General features: G+C 57.4%; 14 protein-coding genes. 7 read left to right on the top strand and 7 right to left on the bottom strand.

What is annotated here, in order from left to right; all coding sequences use genetic code 11:
* The first annotated feature begins 22 nt into the window (after positions 1-22).
* The 4 genes from HCF10_RS09090 (at position 23) to HCF10_RS09075 (ending at position 4,727) form a co-directional block, all read left to right on the top strand.
* The gene (locus HCF10_RS09090) at positions 23-1,477 is read left to right on the top strand and encodes an aldehyde dehydrogenase family protein (protein ID WP_167655324.1); all 1,455 of its coding nucleotides are present in this window, start codon (positions 23-25) and stop codon (positions 1,475-1,477) included.
* Between the two features lie 82 nt (positions 1,478-1,559).
* Complete coding sequence (locus HCF10_RS09085) at positions 1,560-2,123, top strand: cytochrome b (RefSeq protein ID WP_078833273.1); 564 nt, start codon at positions 1,560-1,562, stop codon at positions 2,121-2,123.
* An 802-nt stretch (positions 2,124-2,925) separates the two neighbouring features.
* On the top strand, positions 2,926-3,759 hold the full coding sequence (locus HCF10_RS09080) for an oxidoreductase (RefSeq protein ID WP_145338166.1): 834 nt from the start codon (positions 2,926-2,928) through the stop codon (positions 3,757-3,759).
* 26 nt (positions 3,760-3,785) lie between these two features.
* Positions 3,786-4,727: an AraC family transcriptional regulator gene (locus HCF10_RS09075; protein WP_167655323.1), complete on the top strand. Its 942-nt coding sequence runs from the start codon at positions 3,786-3,788 to the stop codon at positions 4,725-4,727.
* A 154-nt stretch (positions 4,728-4,881) separates the two neighbouring features.
* On the opposite strand, the gene HCF10_RS09070 is transcribed toward HCF10_RS09075, so the two are convergent.
* The 4 genes from HCF10_RS09070 to HCF10_RS09055 all read right to left on the bottom strand — a co-directional run bounded on the left by HCF10_RS09070 (position 4,882) and on the right by HCF10_RS09055 (position 8,294).
* Entirely contained in the window at positions 4,882-5,274 is a 393-nt protein-coding gene (locus HCF10_RS09070; RefSeq protein WP_145338168.1) for a RidA family protein, read from the bottom strand.
* 953 nt (positions 5,275-6,227) lie between these two features.
* Complete coding sequence (locus HCF10_RS09065) at positions 6,228-6,995, bottom strand: molybdopterin-dependent oxidoreductase (protein ID WP_145338169.1); 768 nt, start codon at positions 6,993-6,995, stop codon at positions 6,228-6,230.
* On the bottom strand, positions 6,988-7,611 hold the full coding sequence (locus tag HCF10_RS09060) for a cytochrome b/b6 domain-containing protein (protein WP_167655321.1): 624 nt from the start codon (positions 7,609-7,611) through the stop codon (positions 6,988-6,990). The genes HCF10_RS09065 and HCF10_RS09060 overlap by 8 nt, the downstream gene beginning before the upstream one ends.
* A 71-nt stretch (positions 7,612-7,682) precedes the next feature.
* Positions 7,683-8,294 carry a hypothetical protein gene (locus HCF10_RS09055; protein ID WP_167655320.1) on the bottom strand — a complete coding sequence of 204 codons (612 nt, stop codon included), beginning with the start codon at positions 8,292-8,294 and terminating at the stop codon, positions 7,683-7,685.
* Positions 8,295-8,510: 216 nt separating this feature from the next.
* Here HCF10_RS09055 and HCF10_RS09050 point away from each other — a divergent pair, with 216 nt between their 5' ends.
* Both HCF10_RS09050 and HCF10_RS09045 read left to right on the top strand, forming a co-directional pair.
* Entirely contained in the window at positions 8,511-9,206 is a 696-nt protein-coding gene (locus HCF10_RS09050; protein ID WP_092398187.1) for a heavy metal response regulator transcription factor, read from the top strand.
* Positions 9,179-10,573, top strand: coding sequence for a heavy metal sensor histidine kinase (locus HCF10_RS09045; RefSeq protein WP_145338172.1), 1,395 nt, complete (start codon positions 9,179-9,181; stop codon positions 10,571-10,573). Before HCF10_RS09050 ends, HCF10_RS09045 begins: the two co-directional genes overlap by 28 nt.
* 59 nt (positions 10,574-10,632) lie before the next feature.
* Here the strand turns inward: HCF10_RS09045 and HCF10_RS09040 are convergent, their stop codons facing one another.
* Positions 10,633-11,139, bottom strand: coding sequence for a nuclear transport factor 2 family protein (locus HCF10_RS09040; protein ID WP_145338173.1), 507 nt, complete (start codon positions 11,137-11,139; stop codon positions 10,633-10,635).
* Positions 11,140-11,217: 78 nt separating this feature from the next.
* Positions 11,218-12,075, bottom strand: a complete 858-nt coding sequence (locus tag HCF10_RS09035; RefSeq protein ID WP_237683084.1) for an SDR family oxidoreductase — start codon at positions 12,073-12,075, stop codon at positions 11,218-11,220.
* Between the two features lie 69 nt (positions 12,076-12,144).
* Between HCF10_RS09035 and HCF10_RS09030 the strand changes: the two genes are divergently transcribed.
* Positions 12,145-13,656 carry an MFS transporter gene (locus HCF10_RS09030; protein ID WP_237683083.1) on the top strand — a complete coding sequence of 504 codons (1,512 nt, stop codon included), beginning with the start codon at positions 12,145-12,147 and terminating at the stop codon, positions 13,654-13,656.
* 1 nt (position 13,657) lies between these two features.
* On the opposite strand, the gene HCF10_RS09025 is transcribed toward HCF10_RS09030, so the two are convergent.
* Complete coding sequence (locus HCF10_RS09025; protein ID WP_145338174.1) at positions 13,658-14,518, bottom strand: LysR family transcriptional regulator; 861 nt, start codon at positions 14,516-14,518, stop codon at positions 13,658-13,660.
* Positions 14,519-14,582 lie beyond the last annotated feature (64 nt).

Raw genomic sequence — 14,582 nt, 5'->3', positions numbered from 1 at the left:
TCCATTACTGGAGGACCGCAACATGACTGAGCACTTGAATCATTTCATCGAAGGTGCGTCGTGCGAAGCCTTCGACCGTCGTCGTATAAACCTGGTCAACCCCGTGACTGAACAGGTGTACTGCAGCTCCGCGCGTGGCACCAGTGAGGACGTGGACCGTGCCGTGTCGGCTGCGCGCCAGCAACTTGAAGACGGTGAGTGGAGCCAACTCGACGGTGCCCAACGTGGCCGACTGCTGTCGAAACTGGCCGACCTGGTGGAGCGCGACACCGAGCTGCTGGCCGATATGGATGCCGACGCCATTGGACGCTCGCCGATCGAACCGCGCCGGATGGACCTGCCCAACGCGATTGCCAACCTGCGCGCCGCCGCCGGCTGGGCCAACCAGCTTGAAGGCCGCACCATTCCCACTGGTGGCTACTTTGGCACCAAGACCTTGTCGTACACGGTACGCGAGCCCGTCGGCGTAGTCGGTGCCATCGTGCCCTGGAACTCGCCGCTGATGATCACCGTGTGGAAGCTCGCTGCATTGCTGGCGGCTGGCTGCACCGTCGTAATCAAACCATCGGAAGAAACCCCGCAGTCGGCCCTGCACCTGGCGCTGCTGGCGCAAGAAGCGGGCTTCCCGGACGGCGTGATCAACGTGGTCACCGGCTACGGCAACGAGGTCGGTCGCGCCCTGTGCGAACACCCGGATGTCGCCAAGATCAGCTTCACCGGCAGTCCCGAGGCCGGGCGTGAAATCCAGCGCACCGCCGGTGTGTTGTTCAAGCGCGTGGCCTTGGAATTGGGCGGCAAGAGCCCGCAGATTGTGTTCGACGATGCCTCCTTCGACGACGCCCTGCGCGGTTGTACGCTCGGTCTGTTTGCCAACCAGGGCCAGGTGTGTGCGGCCGGTTCGCGGATCCTGGTGCAGCGCAGCCTCGCCGAACGTTTCGGTGCCGCACTGGCCGAGGCCGCACAGGCGGTAACCGTGGGCGACCCTCGCGAGCCCGGCGTACAGATGGGCCCAGTGGCCAAGAAGGCGCAATTCGATCGCGTAAACCGCTACATACAGCTGGGTATCGACCAAGGCGCAACGCTGCTGGCCGGTGGCGTTTCGGCCCCTAAGCAGGGCTGGTTCGTGCGTCCGACGATCTTCGCCAACGCCCGCAACGACATGGAAATCGCCCGCAACGAGATCTTCGGTCCTGTCGGCACGCTGATCTCGTTCGACAGCGAAGACGAAGCGATAGCCCTGGCCAACGACAGCAGCTACGGCCTCGCGGCCACGGTCTGGACCAGCGACCTGGTCAAAGCGCACCGCGTCGCGGCAGCGGTGAAAGCCGGCGCCGTGGGCATCAACTGCTGGAGCCCATTGGACGCCAACCTACCCTGGGGCGGCGTCAAGACCAGCGGTATCGGGCGTGAAGGTGGGTTCAGCGGCGCACTGGCCTACACCGAGGAGAAAGTCATCACCGTGCTGCTGCCGGCCTGAGCACACGCCTTGACCTGACCGAGCCACCCTCCAACGTTGAGGGTGGCCATTGAACCGTGCATCGCTCCGTGGAGAGCCTGATATGAACCCAATAGATCAACCGACAATCGATCGGTACCCGACTTCCTTGCGCATGCTGCACTGGGTGCGTGCGGTGCTGGTCCTGGGCCTGCTGTGGGTCGGCTGGCACATGACCGGCATGAATGATGAAGTGGCGAGCAAATTCGAGCTCTATTACCCGTGGCACAAGTCCTTCGGGGTGTTGACGTTCCTGGTGGTCCTGACTCAGCTCGCCGTGCGTTTTCGCACCCCCAAGCTGCCGCAGCCACTGGAAACCCTGGCGAGGTATGAACGGTTCCTGTCACGCCTGACGCAGCGCATGATGTACGTGCTGCTGGTGATCGTGCCGTTGATGGGCTACTCGATGTCGAGCACCTACACGATGAGCGACGGGGTGTTCTTTTTTGGGGTTAACCTGCCGGAGCTTTTGCCAAAGAATGACGATTGGTTCGCGGTGTTCCAATGGCTGCACAAAGTCCTCGCCTACACATTGCTGGTCCTGATCGCGCTGCATGTCGCAGGCGCCCTCAAGCACCGCTTCTACGACCGCGACCCGTGCAACGACGTGTTGCGCCGCATGCTCTGACGGGATGAGGCGACCGGTGAGTTTGTTTACAACTTGGCGACCCGACCGCTCGCTGAACGGGTCGACTTGAGCAGCACAGAGCAAATCGGTATTGATGAGTTTGCGTTGACAGGACTGCCGCCGGTACCCAGTTTGGGCGTACACCGAAAGCCATCCAGAGCCATACTGGATTTCGTCAGGAATCGCCATTCGTGATCGCTTATGTACGGCGTCTGAGTGGGGGCAAAATTGGGGGCATATTAAGATTTTTTCAAACTGAAACTACCGAGTTAGAGCCCAGTCGAAATGTTTTTTGGCGATTCTGAGAGTCTTTAGGCGTTGTCGGGCAGGCTGTTTAGCTGAGCATTTCTGGCTTTTCATGGGCATGGAGATCCTTTATTTCCAAGTCCGCCAGTCCCGCTGCCTCACCGAAATCGCCATCAACTTATTTTGGCCCAGCAAATGCAAATGGGCCCCGTCAATAAATGGTTCCGACACCTGATGTTCGATCCGTTCAGCGATTAACTGCGCGCATAGCCTTTACTGCCAATGCGAAAACCTTGGAGCGCAGGTGCGACACCCTCGGCCAGACCGCATGCACATCAACGTTACCGAAAAACGACTTGCGACACGAAGCAGACATTAGTGCAGGTAAATAAGCCCGTCGCTTTTCTTCCTTTGGCCTCGTTTTTTTCCACTAGATTTGAGGTTGCTCGCCGAGCACTCCGATAGAATCAGGCAATACTAAAATCGAATCAGGCATAGTTCCCAACCACTCTGCGCCCTAGCATAGCCTGACCTTATATATTCAGGAGTGCGCCCCATGCGTGCAGAAAAAACCATTTTTATCACGGGCGTTAGTAGCGGCTTTGGCCAGGCCCTGGCTAAGGAAGCTCTCGCTCAGGGCCATCGAGTGATCGGCACTGTTCGCAGCGAATCCTCTCTGGCAACGTTCCAAACGCTCTTGCCTGAGAGAGCCCATGGCGTGGTGCTGGACGTTACCCACTTTAATGCCATCGACGCCGTCGTCGCCGCTGTTGAGGATCAGTATGGCCCGGTGGACGTGCTGGTTAACAACGCGGGTTATGGCCACGAAGGGGTTTTCGAGGAGTCGTCGTTGGAGGAAATGCGCCGTCAGTTCGACGTCAATGTATTCGGCGCGGTGGCGATGACCAAGGCGTTTGTGCCCTTTTTTCGCCAGCGACGGGCGGGGCATATCCTCAATATCACATCCATGGGTGGCTATATCACCATGCCAGGTATTGCTTACTACTGCGGCAGCAAATTTGCCCTGGAGGGCATCTCTGATACGTTGAACAAGGAGCTTGCACCCTTCAATATTTTTGTAACGGCCGTGGCGCCGGGGTCTTTCCGAACGGACTGGGCAGGTCGTTCGATGCAGCGTACGCCGCGCAGCATCAGTGACTACGATGCGACCTTCGACCCGGTGCGAAAAGCCCGTGAGGAAAAAAGCGGCCTTCAACTGGGCGACCCGCAGAAAGCCGCACGCGCCATGATGACTATTATCACCAGCCCTAACCCGCCGGCTCAACTGCTGCTGGGCAGCGACGCCCTGGCTCTGGTGCGTGACAAGTTGCACCGGACGGCGGAGAGTATTGAGCAATGGGAAGCGCTGAGCTGTTCCACGGACGGCTGAGCATAACAGTGGAGAACGTGCAATCGATGCCGAAGCCCAAGAACCCTAGCACTGCGCGTATGGTGCAGTTGATGGGCCAGCTTGCACCGCTGGAGGGTTACAACCTGAGTCCGCTGGATGATGTGCGTTTTCTGCGTTCCAACCGGCCGCTGACGCGCACGCCGGTTTTATATGAACCGGGCATCGTCATCCTCTGTCAGGGGCAGAAACGCGGCTATCTGGGTGATGAAGTTTACATCTATGACGCCCAGCATTATCTGGTGGTGTCAGTGCCAGTGCCTTTTACAATGGAGACCGACGCTAGCGAGGCGGAGCCAATGCTGGCGGTGTACATACGTCTGGATTTCAATCTGGCCGGCGAGCTGATTCAGCAGGTAGATGAGGTATGGAACATCGGCGTGGCTCAGCCTATGGGCATGTACGCCTCGCCCATGGACGAACCGCTGCGCCAGTCAACCCTGCGTTTTCTGGAAGTCATGGGCGACTGCACCGACGCGCAAATCCTCGGACCAGCGATGTTGCGCGAACTCTACTACCGCATCCTCACTGGCGAACAAGGCGGCACCCTACGCGCGGCTATCGCACAGCAGGGTCAGTTCGGCAAGGTGACGCGCGCCATTCACAAAATCCACCGCTGTTACCAAGAGCGTCTGGATGTAGAAATCCTCGCTCAGGAAGCGCAGATGAGCGTGCCTAACTTTCATCTACATTTTCGCAAGGTGACCGATTCCTCGCCTATGCAGTACCTCAAGTCGACGCGGTTGCATCAAGCGCGATTACTGATGCTGCGTAACGACCTGACAGCGGCCAAGTCGGCATTTCTGGTGGGTTATGAAAGTGCTTCGCAATTTAGCCGCGATTTCAAGCGCCTCTTCGGACGCACGCCAATAGCGGAGGTGGCGTGGATGAAGCAGGCTTATGCGTTGCCGGCACCGACAACCCCTTCGCCCTTCGTGTCATCACACTGAGCTTCAAACAATCCTGCCTTGCCCGTCGCCAGTAGGCTTGGGAACGTGCGGATGGCGTGCCTGCCGACACAGCGGGCGAGTGAAGTTTCACATCTGCTGCCGCATAGATGAACACCCATCCAGGACTTGTATATTCAGGTGCCTATCAGAAAAGTTATCGCTCTACGGCGATGCATTTGATCTCCACGAGAAGGCCGGGGCGAGCCAGTTCACCGACACCTATGCATGTCCATGCACAAGTACTCCGAGGAAAGACTTTATCCTTCACGTGTCTAAAAATTGGCATGTGGCGGTGCATATCGACGTGATAAGTTGTCATTTCGACGACATCTTCAAATTCGCAGCCGCCGGCCTCCAAGACGAGCCGAAGATTGTCCCATGCTGCCAAAAACTGCTGCTCTGGGTCTTCGATAACTGATAATTCCGGCGTCCGGCCTACCTGGCCAGCGCAGTATAGAGTCTTTCCTACCTTTACAGCTGGTGCATAACCAGCATGTTCGCAGAGCAATTTCATGCCTTCTGGAACAATGAGCTGACGATCAGTCATGGTTGTGGAGCCCAAAATATAAACGGATACGAAAGCTAACTCACGTGCCAGAACAGCGCCCACTCGGGCCACGGGTCAACCCAGCCTCATAAAACCGCATTCGCCACTCTAGCAATCCGGGCCAGTAAGCGAACGACAGACCACTAATAAATAAAGGCGAGCATTGGCTTAGCTGCTGTATCCATAGAAATACTAGCCACGCGGCGAAAGAGCTATCGAGATCCGCCCGTTTAACGCCTTTACTCTGAAATTGACTTGTCGAGAAGGTGGCTGTCGACTGAAGAGGACTTGCGACGGCGGAAAATTCGTATGCCAGTCGACCGTAGCGGTGCTCTAACAATCTCAATCGGTAACCAGGTGAGGGTTATTGGGGAAAGAGCCACTGCGGTAGCGAACGCATTCAATCCCTCTTTGCAGATCACGTCAGAAGAGAATTCGCTTTCCTCGCCATTGAAAGTACACACGATTCGCTCATCAAAGGACTTTGAGTAGGGCCGTCTACCCTCCTCACTTCCGCAGATGTGTTTAATAACCTCACTGCTCTCCAGAACGTTTCGATCAGGGAAGTTGAAGTCCGCGATATCCAGGCCGCTGGCTCGCGTACATGGCAATGATCGGCCTGGTCTGCTGAAAGCACCGTCGGCGTTCCCGCGCCGTGCCAACGATTGAAGCAGTGCTCGTATCTCCGGCCGGCATGACAGGTTTGTGGTCGATTCCGATAACAGATGAGCCCGGGTTGTATCCGGCTCCTGCACAGATGATCTGGACTGGGCCTGCAATTGGGATTGGAAATCTGCTCCATGGGCCGTTGCCGACTTCTTATTTCCCGAAGTCGGCAACACTGATGAAGCTGGCGGTACCGCAGATATATCGGTCATGGGGACGCCTCATATCAGGTCTGGTGTCATGAGTCTCGCCAGCATTCCTGGCGTGGCTGTTCAGTTTTTGCGCCATCAGATCCCGCTGAACCAGTTGTATCCCTGGTCTTCCCAATACCCACCCGGGTTGTCGTTGCTCACGAAAATCTCGACAACATGCTTGGGGTTTTTGAATCCCAATTTGGTGGGTACTCGAACCCGCAGCGGATAGCCGTACTCGGGCGGCAACGCGACATCGGTGTAATCCAGCGCCAGCAGTGTCTGTGGGTGCAAGGCCGTCGGCATGTCCAGACTGGAGTAGTAACGATCAGCACATTTGAAACCGACAAATTTCGCTGTGGTGTCGGCGCCGATGTGTTCCAGGAAGGTTTTCAGCGGTACACCTCCCCATTGCCCGATGGCGCTCCAGCCTTCAACACAGATCAAACGGGTGATATCGCTACGTTGCGGCAGTTTGCGTAAGCTTTCGAGTGTCCAGGGGGCCTTGTCCCTGACCCGGCCGGAGACGGCGAGCGAGTAACTGGCGAGGTCCACCTCAGGGATATCGTCCTGACCATAGAATGCGTTGAACGGAAACGGCGTAGTGATCTGGGCGCGGGTGAAGGTCGGTGCCAGTTTCTGTCCGCTGAACAGCCACGCCTGGACCCGGTCGTTCCAGCGCGACATCGCCCAAAGTACTTTGTCGACCTGATCGCCGTCCTGCAGGTTGCAACCGGTCAGCATCGACATCGCGCCCACCGTCAGGCCGGCCCGAAGAAAATGCCGGCGCTGAATGTTTTCCAGTTCAAGCTGTTGCGCAGGTTCAAGCCTGACGCGCTGAACAGTTTTTCTAAGTTCAGTCACGGCCATTTTCCCCGGCATCAAGAGACCGCACTCCACCCGTAATCATTGGCAGCAGGGTTTTCGGTACCAAAATCACCAAGATCAGATGAACCACAACGAATGCAGCAATCATCGCCATCGCCCCGAAATGTACATAACGTGCAATGTCATAGCCGCCCAGTAGCGCGACCAACTCTTGAAGTTGAATGGGTTTCCAGATCGCTACGCCCGAGATGACGACGAGTGCGCCTGCCGCCAGCACGATCCAGTACATCAGGCGCTGCACTGTGTTGTAGACACCCTGTTCATGCACCAGCCGTAAGCGCAAAGCGTCCGTAAAATCATGCTTCAAGGCGGCAAGCCCGACGGGCAGCAGCTCGCGTTTGAAATGGCGACTGACCAACCCGTACAGCACATAGATTGCGCCGTTGATCAGCAGCAGCCACATGAATGCGAAATGCCAGGCCAGCGACCCGCCCAGCCATCCGCCCACAGTCACCGCCACCGGAAACCTGAAGCTGAACAGTGGCGAGGCGTTGTAAATGGCCCAACCGCTCATGAACATGCAGACCATGCAAACGGCGTTGAGCCAGTGGGTGAGGCGAACCGGCCAGGGATGAAGCTTTTTCTGTCTCACGTGGTTCCCCTTGCAAACCATCCATGTAGCGGAGCGTTGCCAGACGGCAGCGCCCCTGCCTTTTCAGGTGATTACATCGGTGGTTGGAAGCCATCCTTGCCAACCGCAATGCCACGCGCGGTGGTTCCATCCGCAGCCGGGAACACGACAATTTTCGCGCCTTTGACCAGTTCATCGGTTTTGCCTGACTCGACGTAGGCGATTGGCACATCATCCGGTACGACGATTTGTTTCTCGCCGCCCTTGTAGTTGACGGTCAATGTGCGACCGTCAGCTTTGGACAGCTTCCCCACGGTACCGTTGGTCATGGTGCCTGTGCTGCCATCCGCGTTCTGCCAGCCGTAATGACCTTCGCCACTGCCCTTGAGGCTGGCGTCGAATACCGTGACCTCCAGCGCCTTCAATGTTCCGTTGGTCTGCGGAATGGCCGCCGAGCCAATGAAGCTGTCGGATTTGATCGAGTCGATATTGGCCTTCGATACCCGGTTGATACTGGTCTTGTCAGTCAGTCCGATAGTCTGCTTAGCGCCCGAGCGGACAGTGAATGTCAGCGTATTGTTGCTGACACTTTCCACCGTGCCACGCAGTGGTTTGATTACCGGCATGTCGGCCGCGGTGGCAATGACGGCGGCACTGAGCATCAACAAACCGAACGTGGTAGACAGGGCGTGTTTGAGTTGCATGGCGACAATTCCTCATGGGTTGATGTGCCGCCATCCTCGTCCGCAGACCGGGACGTCACGATGACCGCCGAATGACATTTTTGTCATTCGCCAGCCCCTGCCCATGAATGACAGAAATGTAACCGACTGCGCCCGCTCATCCCGTTACACTGCACAACCGAAATACCGATGTCGCGGGCTGAATCCCGTCATGAAGAGACCCGAGCGCACCTCACGATGCATATCCTGCTGATTGAAGATGACACCAAAACAGGTGAGTACCTCAAAAAGGGGCTCGGCGAGTCCGGTTACAACGTCGACTGGACCCAGCACGGTGCCGACGGCCTGCACATGGCCCTGCATACAACCTACGACCTGATCGTACTGGATGTGATGTTGCCTGGGATTGACGGGTTTCAGATCATTGAGCTGTTGCGCGCCAGACAAGACGTTCCCGTACTGTTCCTCACCGCGCGCGACCAATTGCATGACCGCATTCGCGGCTTGGAACTGGGCGCCGATGATTACCTGGTCAAACCTTTTTCGTTTACCGAACTGCTGTTACGCATCCGCACCATTTTGCGTCGCGGTGTAGTTCGCGAAGCCGACCATTTTCACCTCGCCGACCTGGAGCTGGATCTGGTGCGGCGTCGCGTTACACGCCAACAGCAGGTAATCGTGTTGACCAACAAGGAGTTCGCCCTGCTGCATCTGTTTCTGCGTCGGGCAGGCGATGTGCTGTCCAGGACACAGATCGCTTCGGAAGTCTGGGACATGAATTTCGACAGCGATACTAACGTGGTGGACGTTGCGGTGAAGCGCCTGCGCAACAAGGTCGACCAGCCCTACCCGATCAAGTTGATCCATACCATTCGCGGTATCGGCTATGTCTGCGAGGTGAGGCCATGCGGACCCGACGTCAACCCTCTCTGACCCTGCGGTCGACCGTGGCGTTTTCCATGGTAGCGATGCTCGCCGTGGCCGGTGCGGGCGTTTACCTGTATCAGACGATGAAAGCCTCGGTTTTGGTGTACAGCGATCATGCGGTCATGGGCCGTCTGGAGCACTTTCGCAAGCTGCTGCACTACGAGCTCGCCATCGAGAAGCTGCGCGACAGCCCACAGATTTTCAAGAACATGCTCGACAGCGAAGACGACATCTTCATCATTGAAGAACCCGGGCAGCAACCGGTAATCCAGGTAAATCCACTCAACGTCACGCTGCCTGAACTGCCTGTGATCGGCCAGAATACAAAGCTGAGCGTCAGTGATCTGCGCAGCGGCGTGACCGACTCGGGAACAATGCTGCGCGCCGCTACCGTCGTCACGACGTCTGGTGGACGTGAAGTCCGACTGACAGCCGCACACCTCATGGGCAAGGAAATGGCTATGCTCGCGGCGTATCGCGAACGCATCTACCTGGCCGTTGCTCTTGCCTTTCTGGCGACAGCCTTGCTGGGCTACCTGGTACTGCGCCGAGGGCTGCGTCCGTTGCGCGAAATGGCCGCCCATGCGGCAGCCATCACACCCGAGCGTCTCCACAGCCGCATGGACAGCGCCGATACGCCGGTTGAACTGCAACAGCTGAGTGACGCCTATAACGCAATGCTTGATCGCCTTGCCCAGGGTTATCAGCGATTGACGCAATTTTCCGCTGACCTTGCCCATGAAATCCGCACGCCGGTGGGGTCGCTTATGGGGCATTGTCAGGTCGCCCTTCGCCAGCGGCGCAGCGAGGACGACTATCAGGCACTGATCGCTTCAAACCTTGAAGAGCTCGAACGGATCTCGCGCATCGTCGAAAGCATTCTGTTCCTTGCGCGCGCCGATGAAGCGCAAGCGGTGGTGGAGCGCCAACAACTATCGTTGCATGACGAATCTCAGCGCATTGCTGAATATTTTGAAGGCTTGGCTGAAGAGCGGCGAATGAGCTTCCAGATAACAGGCGATGGCAACGTGCTCGCGGATCCATTGCTGCTGCGCAGAGCCTTGAGCAACCTGGTGGCGAACGCGATTCGCTACGCCTACGAGGGCACCGAGATTGTGATGCGGGTGACGGACTCCCACAGCGGTGCGCGGATTGAAGTGGAGAACCAAGGTCCTGTACTGAGCGACGAAACCCTGGGCAAACTCTTCGACCGTTTTTACCGCGGCGATGCGTCTCGCCAGCAGAACTCCGACTCCTACGGCCTTGGCCTCGCCATCGTCGTGGCAATCATGCAACTGCATGGAGGTCACGTGCGTGTCGAACAGCCAAAGCCTGGGATTATCCGTTTTTCGCTGTCATTCCCTGGAGCTTGAACGATATCAACGGGCAGCACTTGTCGTTCGCTGCCCTCACTGAAAGTCATGCGAGCAGGTCAACTTTCTGAGGGCTTGCTCAGGCTCCGATGCTCGATCGGCGCATACGTTTCTTCGCCGGCTATGGGTACCCAATCATTTAACGGTGTCAGGAAGTGCAGTTCAAAACGACGTGACAGGAACGCCCATTTTCCGTCCCGACGTTCAAACCTGTCGTAGTACAGCCCGCTGACTTGAACCGGGCCTTTTTCAATGTCATGGAACAGGCAATCCGCAGCCACCGTACCCATCGCGCTGTCACCTTTGATTTCGATCAACGGGTTGGCCATCCAGTGGTGCATATGTGGCATCTGGCGCCAGCTGTTTTGCGCCATCGCGAGGATTTCATCACGACTTTGGGCATTGCCGAAACCTGGTAAATCCAGTGTCGATTCCTCGTGCCAGATACCGCTCAGGAGCGACACGTCGATGCGGTCGAAGGCATTGGCGTAGGCGCTGATCAGCGACTCGATGGCGGCGCGACTTTCCAGGGCGTCCAGTCGGGTGGTCAATTCTTCAATGTTCATGAGGAGGTTTCCTGCTGAGGCTTCGCAAAAGCGACAAAGCAACCCTCTGCGAGGGCTGCACTACGGTTGAGCAAGTGCTCAGATCTGCGACAGGCCGCCATCGACCATCAGCTCCACACCGTTGACATATTTCGCATCGGCGGATGCAAGGAACAGCGCTGAGGAGGCGATTTCTTCAGGCTGGGCCATATACCCCAGCGGAGTGATCTGCTCGACATGTTGGCGCAGCGCGACAATGTCGCTTTCGCTCATCTTCAAGCCGTTATCCATCAGAGGGGTGCGAGTGAAGCCAGGGCTCAGAACATTCGCTCGAATCTTGCGATCTTTGAGTTCGTTGGCCCAAGTCCTTGCGAAGGACCGCACTGCAGCCTTGGAAGCGTTGTAGAGACTCAACCCTTCCATCCCATTGCTGGAGCAAATAGATGCCGTCAACACGATCGAAGCGCCATTTTTCAACAACGGCATCAACGTCTGGACGGTAAAAAAAACGCCCTTCACGTTGATGTCGAACATGTTGAAATAAGCCGCCTCGGTGGTCTCGCCCAGCGGATTTTTTTCACAAATACCCGCATTGGCGAACACAGAGTTCAACTGATCGTTGCGGGCTTCGATTATTGCCTTGAGCTTATCGAGATCAGCCTGGCGGGCGACATCGGAAATGACCGCGACCGCTCTATCGCCAAGCTTGGCCACCGCCGCCTCCAGCGTGGCTGCAGAACGCCCAGTGATGTAAACACGCTTGGCTCCCTCGGCAATCAAACCCTGCGCAATCGCAAACCCGATCCCGGTGGATGCGCCGGTGACGACTGCAACCTGATTAGCGAATTTACCTGACATATCTGACTCCTCAGCCTTGGTTGTGTGGATCGACTGGAACCACAATGCGGCCATTTTGAGAGGAGTCAGGCGCTGAGCGGCACTGCCATAAATGAACATTGGCCGTTCAATTATGTGAGGCGTAAGCGAAGGCCTGATCGCTTAGATTGGAACCAGTTGATTCAGAACATGACCCGCAATCGAGAATATTCTGGAACCGAAGGGTTTCAGGAAGGAGATCTTATGCCTCAGACAAAAATCGCCCCCCCGGAACCGCGGCGCTGGTTGATGTTCGCCATCTTGTTGGTCGGTGCGTTTTTACCACCGCTGGATTTTTTCATCGTCAACGTAGCGCTGCCCTCAATTCAGGATTCGCTGGGCACAGCCTCCTCTGCCGAACAGCTGATCATCTCTTCATATGCGGCGCTTTATGCCGTGACACTGATCACCGGTGGACGGCTTGGAGACATCTTTGGCCGCATGAGAATGTTCTTCGTTGGCCTGATTGGCTTTGCCGTCGCCTCACTGATCTGCGGTGTTTCCGAGTCATCCTGGGTGTTGATTGCCGGACGTTCGCTGCAAGGCGTGACGGCAGCGGTCATGGCGCCCCAGGCACTCGCCTCTGTGCAGGCTATATTCCCCGAGTCCGAAAAGCCCTTGGCACTGAGCCTTTATGGCGCGGTCTTTGGCCTGGCGTCCGTCATCGGCCAGGCACTTGGCGGGATATTGATATCGCTCAACCTGATGAACTTAGGGTGGCGGGCGATATTTCTGGTGAATTTACCGATTGCGTTGCTGGTCGTTCTGATTGCCATTCCCGTGGTCAAGGAAACCCGCGCGAAACAGACCAGCAAGCTGGATCTGGGCGGAACGCTATTGTCCATGGTGACGCTTGGGGCTCTGATCGTTCCACTGATCGAGGGGCGTGAAGCGGGCTGGCCTTTGTGGGCCTGGCTGTCGCTGGCGGCGGTGCCGCTGCTGGCCTGGCTGTTCTGGCACTACGAAGCCCGTTTGCATCAAGCGCAAGGCGCACCGTTGCTTAATCCTGCCGCACTGCGCGCGCCTGGGCTGGGCCGGGCGTTGCTCGTCGCCCTGACCTTTTACGCGATCGGCGTGTTTTTCCTGCTGTTTTCCATTTATTTACAGGGAGCATTGCATACGAGCCCACTCAGTGCAGGTCTGGTCTTTCTTCCTTTCGGCGCGGGATTTCTGCTGGGACCGCTCGCCACCCATCAGTTCCGGCGTTTTCTCGGGGATTACGTGAACCCCTTCGGAATGGGGCTGGAAGTGCTGGGGTTTGTGCTAATGGCCAGGCTCGTAGCAAAGACGCCAATGACCGTCAGTCCCGCGGCGCTGCCCCTTGCCATCATTCTCTTTCTGATCGGTTTCGGACAAGGATTGGCCCTTCCGACATTGATGCGCATGATCACAGGACGTGTGGCGCCCGCGTACTCCGGCATGATTGCGGGCATTACCAGCTCCACCCTGCAAATCAGCACATCACTGAGCGTCGCAATAATAGGCGGCATTTTCTACACCCTTCTCGGCACGGATACGGACGCGGCTGCCATCACCCACGCCTTCACCGTCTCCATACTCTGCATTGCGGCGTGCCTGGCGGTAGGCGCGGGACTAAGTCTTACCCTGGCGCGCCAACCTGCTGCAGAGTTGCAAACAGCGACCATGCGCGCAGCAGAGTGAGTCAACCGGCTGCCTGATTGCCGACCATGATGGAAGCAAGGTCGGCAAGAGCACGAAGGCTGTCCATCTGGCGCATGTCCTGGTGGTAACCCATCCATATGTCGCGGCCCGGGGGCGGTTCATGCGGATCAATCAGCCGCAGCGCCGTTAACTGGTCACCCAGGGCGCGGGGCAATACGGCGACGCCCTGCCCTTGCGCGCACATTTGCGCCTGGACTGTGCGGCTGCTACTGGTGAACACGGTACGGGCCAGAGGGTAACGCTGCTGCAGCCACTGCACATCGGGATAATGAGACTGGGCAACACTCATGGTGATCAAACCAAGCCCGTCGCCCTGTGGCTCGGGGTCAGCAGATCCGACGGCGGCATACAACCCATAGCTCAGGGTAGTCAGCTTGCGGTGAACAATATCGGGTTCGGTGAAAGGAACGATTCGAAACGCGATGTCGGCGTCGCGGCGAGCCAAGTCAAACAATCGATGCCCGGCGATGACCTCGGGCACGATCAGCGGATAACGTCGTCCCAGTTCGTTCAGGACCGGGGCGAGCACATAACAGGCGAACCAGTCAGCGCAAGAAATGCGCAACACGCCTTCGGGCTGTGCGCTGTCCCCCGCAAGGCGCCTTTCGATTGCCAATGCACTTTGCTCCATTTCTTGCGCCAGGCTGAGTAGCTTTTCGCCGCTGTCGGTCAGTACCAGACCTTGGGCGGTACGAAGAAAAATGGGCTGGCCACTGGACTGCTCAAGCACCTGCAAGCGCCGCCCCACGGTCGGATGGCTTACGCCCAACAGCTTGGCGGCAGCGCCCAATGACCCGCTGCGGGCAATCGCGAGAAAGACCCGCACATCACTCCAGTCCATGCTCTACCCCGTACAAAAATGAACAGTGAGAGTGCAGCAATGGCACTGCCGTAGCAATCCCACG

The sequence above is a fragment of the Pseudomonas sp. B14(2022) genome (genome assembly GCF_012030485.1).
Taxonomy (GTDB): Bacteria; Pseudomonadota; Gammaproteobacteria; order Pseudomonadales; family Pseudomonadaceae; genus Aquipseudomonas.
The sequence above is the reverse complement of the archived record's forward strand: the minus strand, read 5'-3'. Positions and strand labels throughout refer to the sequence as shown.

Excerpts from the sequence above, each read along its gene's own strand:
- HCF10_RS09090 (WP_167655324.1), top strand. The coding sequence starts at position 23 with ATGACTGAGCACTTGAATCATTTCATCGAAGGTGCGTCGTGCGAAGCC.
- HCF10_RS09085 (WP_078833273.1), top strand. The coding sequence starts at position 1,560 with ATGAACCCAATAGATCAACCGACAATCGATCGGTACCCGACTTCCTTG.
- HCF10_RS09080 (WP_145338166.1), top strand. The coding sequence starts at position 2,926 with ATGCGTGCAGAAAAAACCATTTTTATCACGGGCGTTAGTAGCGGCTTT.
- HCF10_RS09075 (WP_167655323.1), top strand. The coding sequence starts at position 3,786 with ATGCCGAAGCCCAAGAACCCTAGCACTGCGCGTATGGTGCAGTTGATG.
- HCF10_RS09070 (WP_145338168.1), bottom strand. The coding sequence starts at position 5,274 with ATGACTGATCGTCAGCTCATTGTTCCAGAAGGCATGAAATTGCTCTGC.
- HCF10_RS09055 (WP_167655320.1), bottom strand. The coding sequence starts at position 8,294 with ATGCAACTCAAACACGCCCTGTCTACCACGTTCGGTTTGTTGATGCTC.
- HCF10_RS09050 (WP_092398187.1), top strand. The coding sequence starts at position 8,511 with ATGCATATCCTGCTGATTGAAGATGACACCAAAACAGGTGAGTACCTC.
- HCF10_RS09045 (WP_145338172.1), top strand. The coding sequence starts at position 9,179 with ATGCGGACCCGACGTCAACCCTCTCTGACCCTGCGGTCGACCGTGGCG.
- HCF10_RS09040 (WP_145338173.1), bottom strand. The coding sequence starts at position 11,139 with ATGAACATTGAAGAATTGACCACCCGACTGGACGCCCTGGAAAGTCGC.
- HCF10_RS09035 (WP_237683084.1), bottom strand. The coding sequence starts at position 12,075 with ATGTTCATTTATGGCAGTGCCGCTCAGCGCCTGACTCCTCTCAAAATG.
- HCF10_RS09030 (WP_237683083.1), top strand. The coding sequence starts at position 12,145 with ATGACCCGCAATCGAGAATATTCTGGAACCGAAGGGTTTCAGGAAGGA.
- HCF10_RS09025 (WP_145338174.1), bottom strand. The coding sequence starts at position 14,518 with ATGGACTGGAGTGATGTGCGGGTCTTTCTCGCGATTGCCCGCAGCGGG.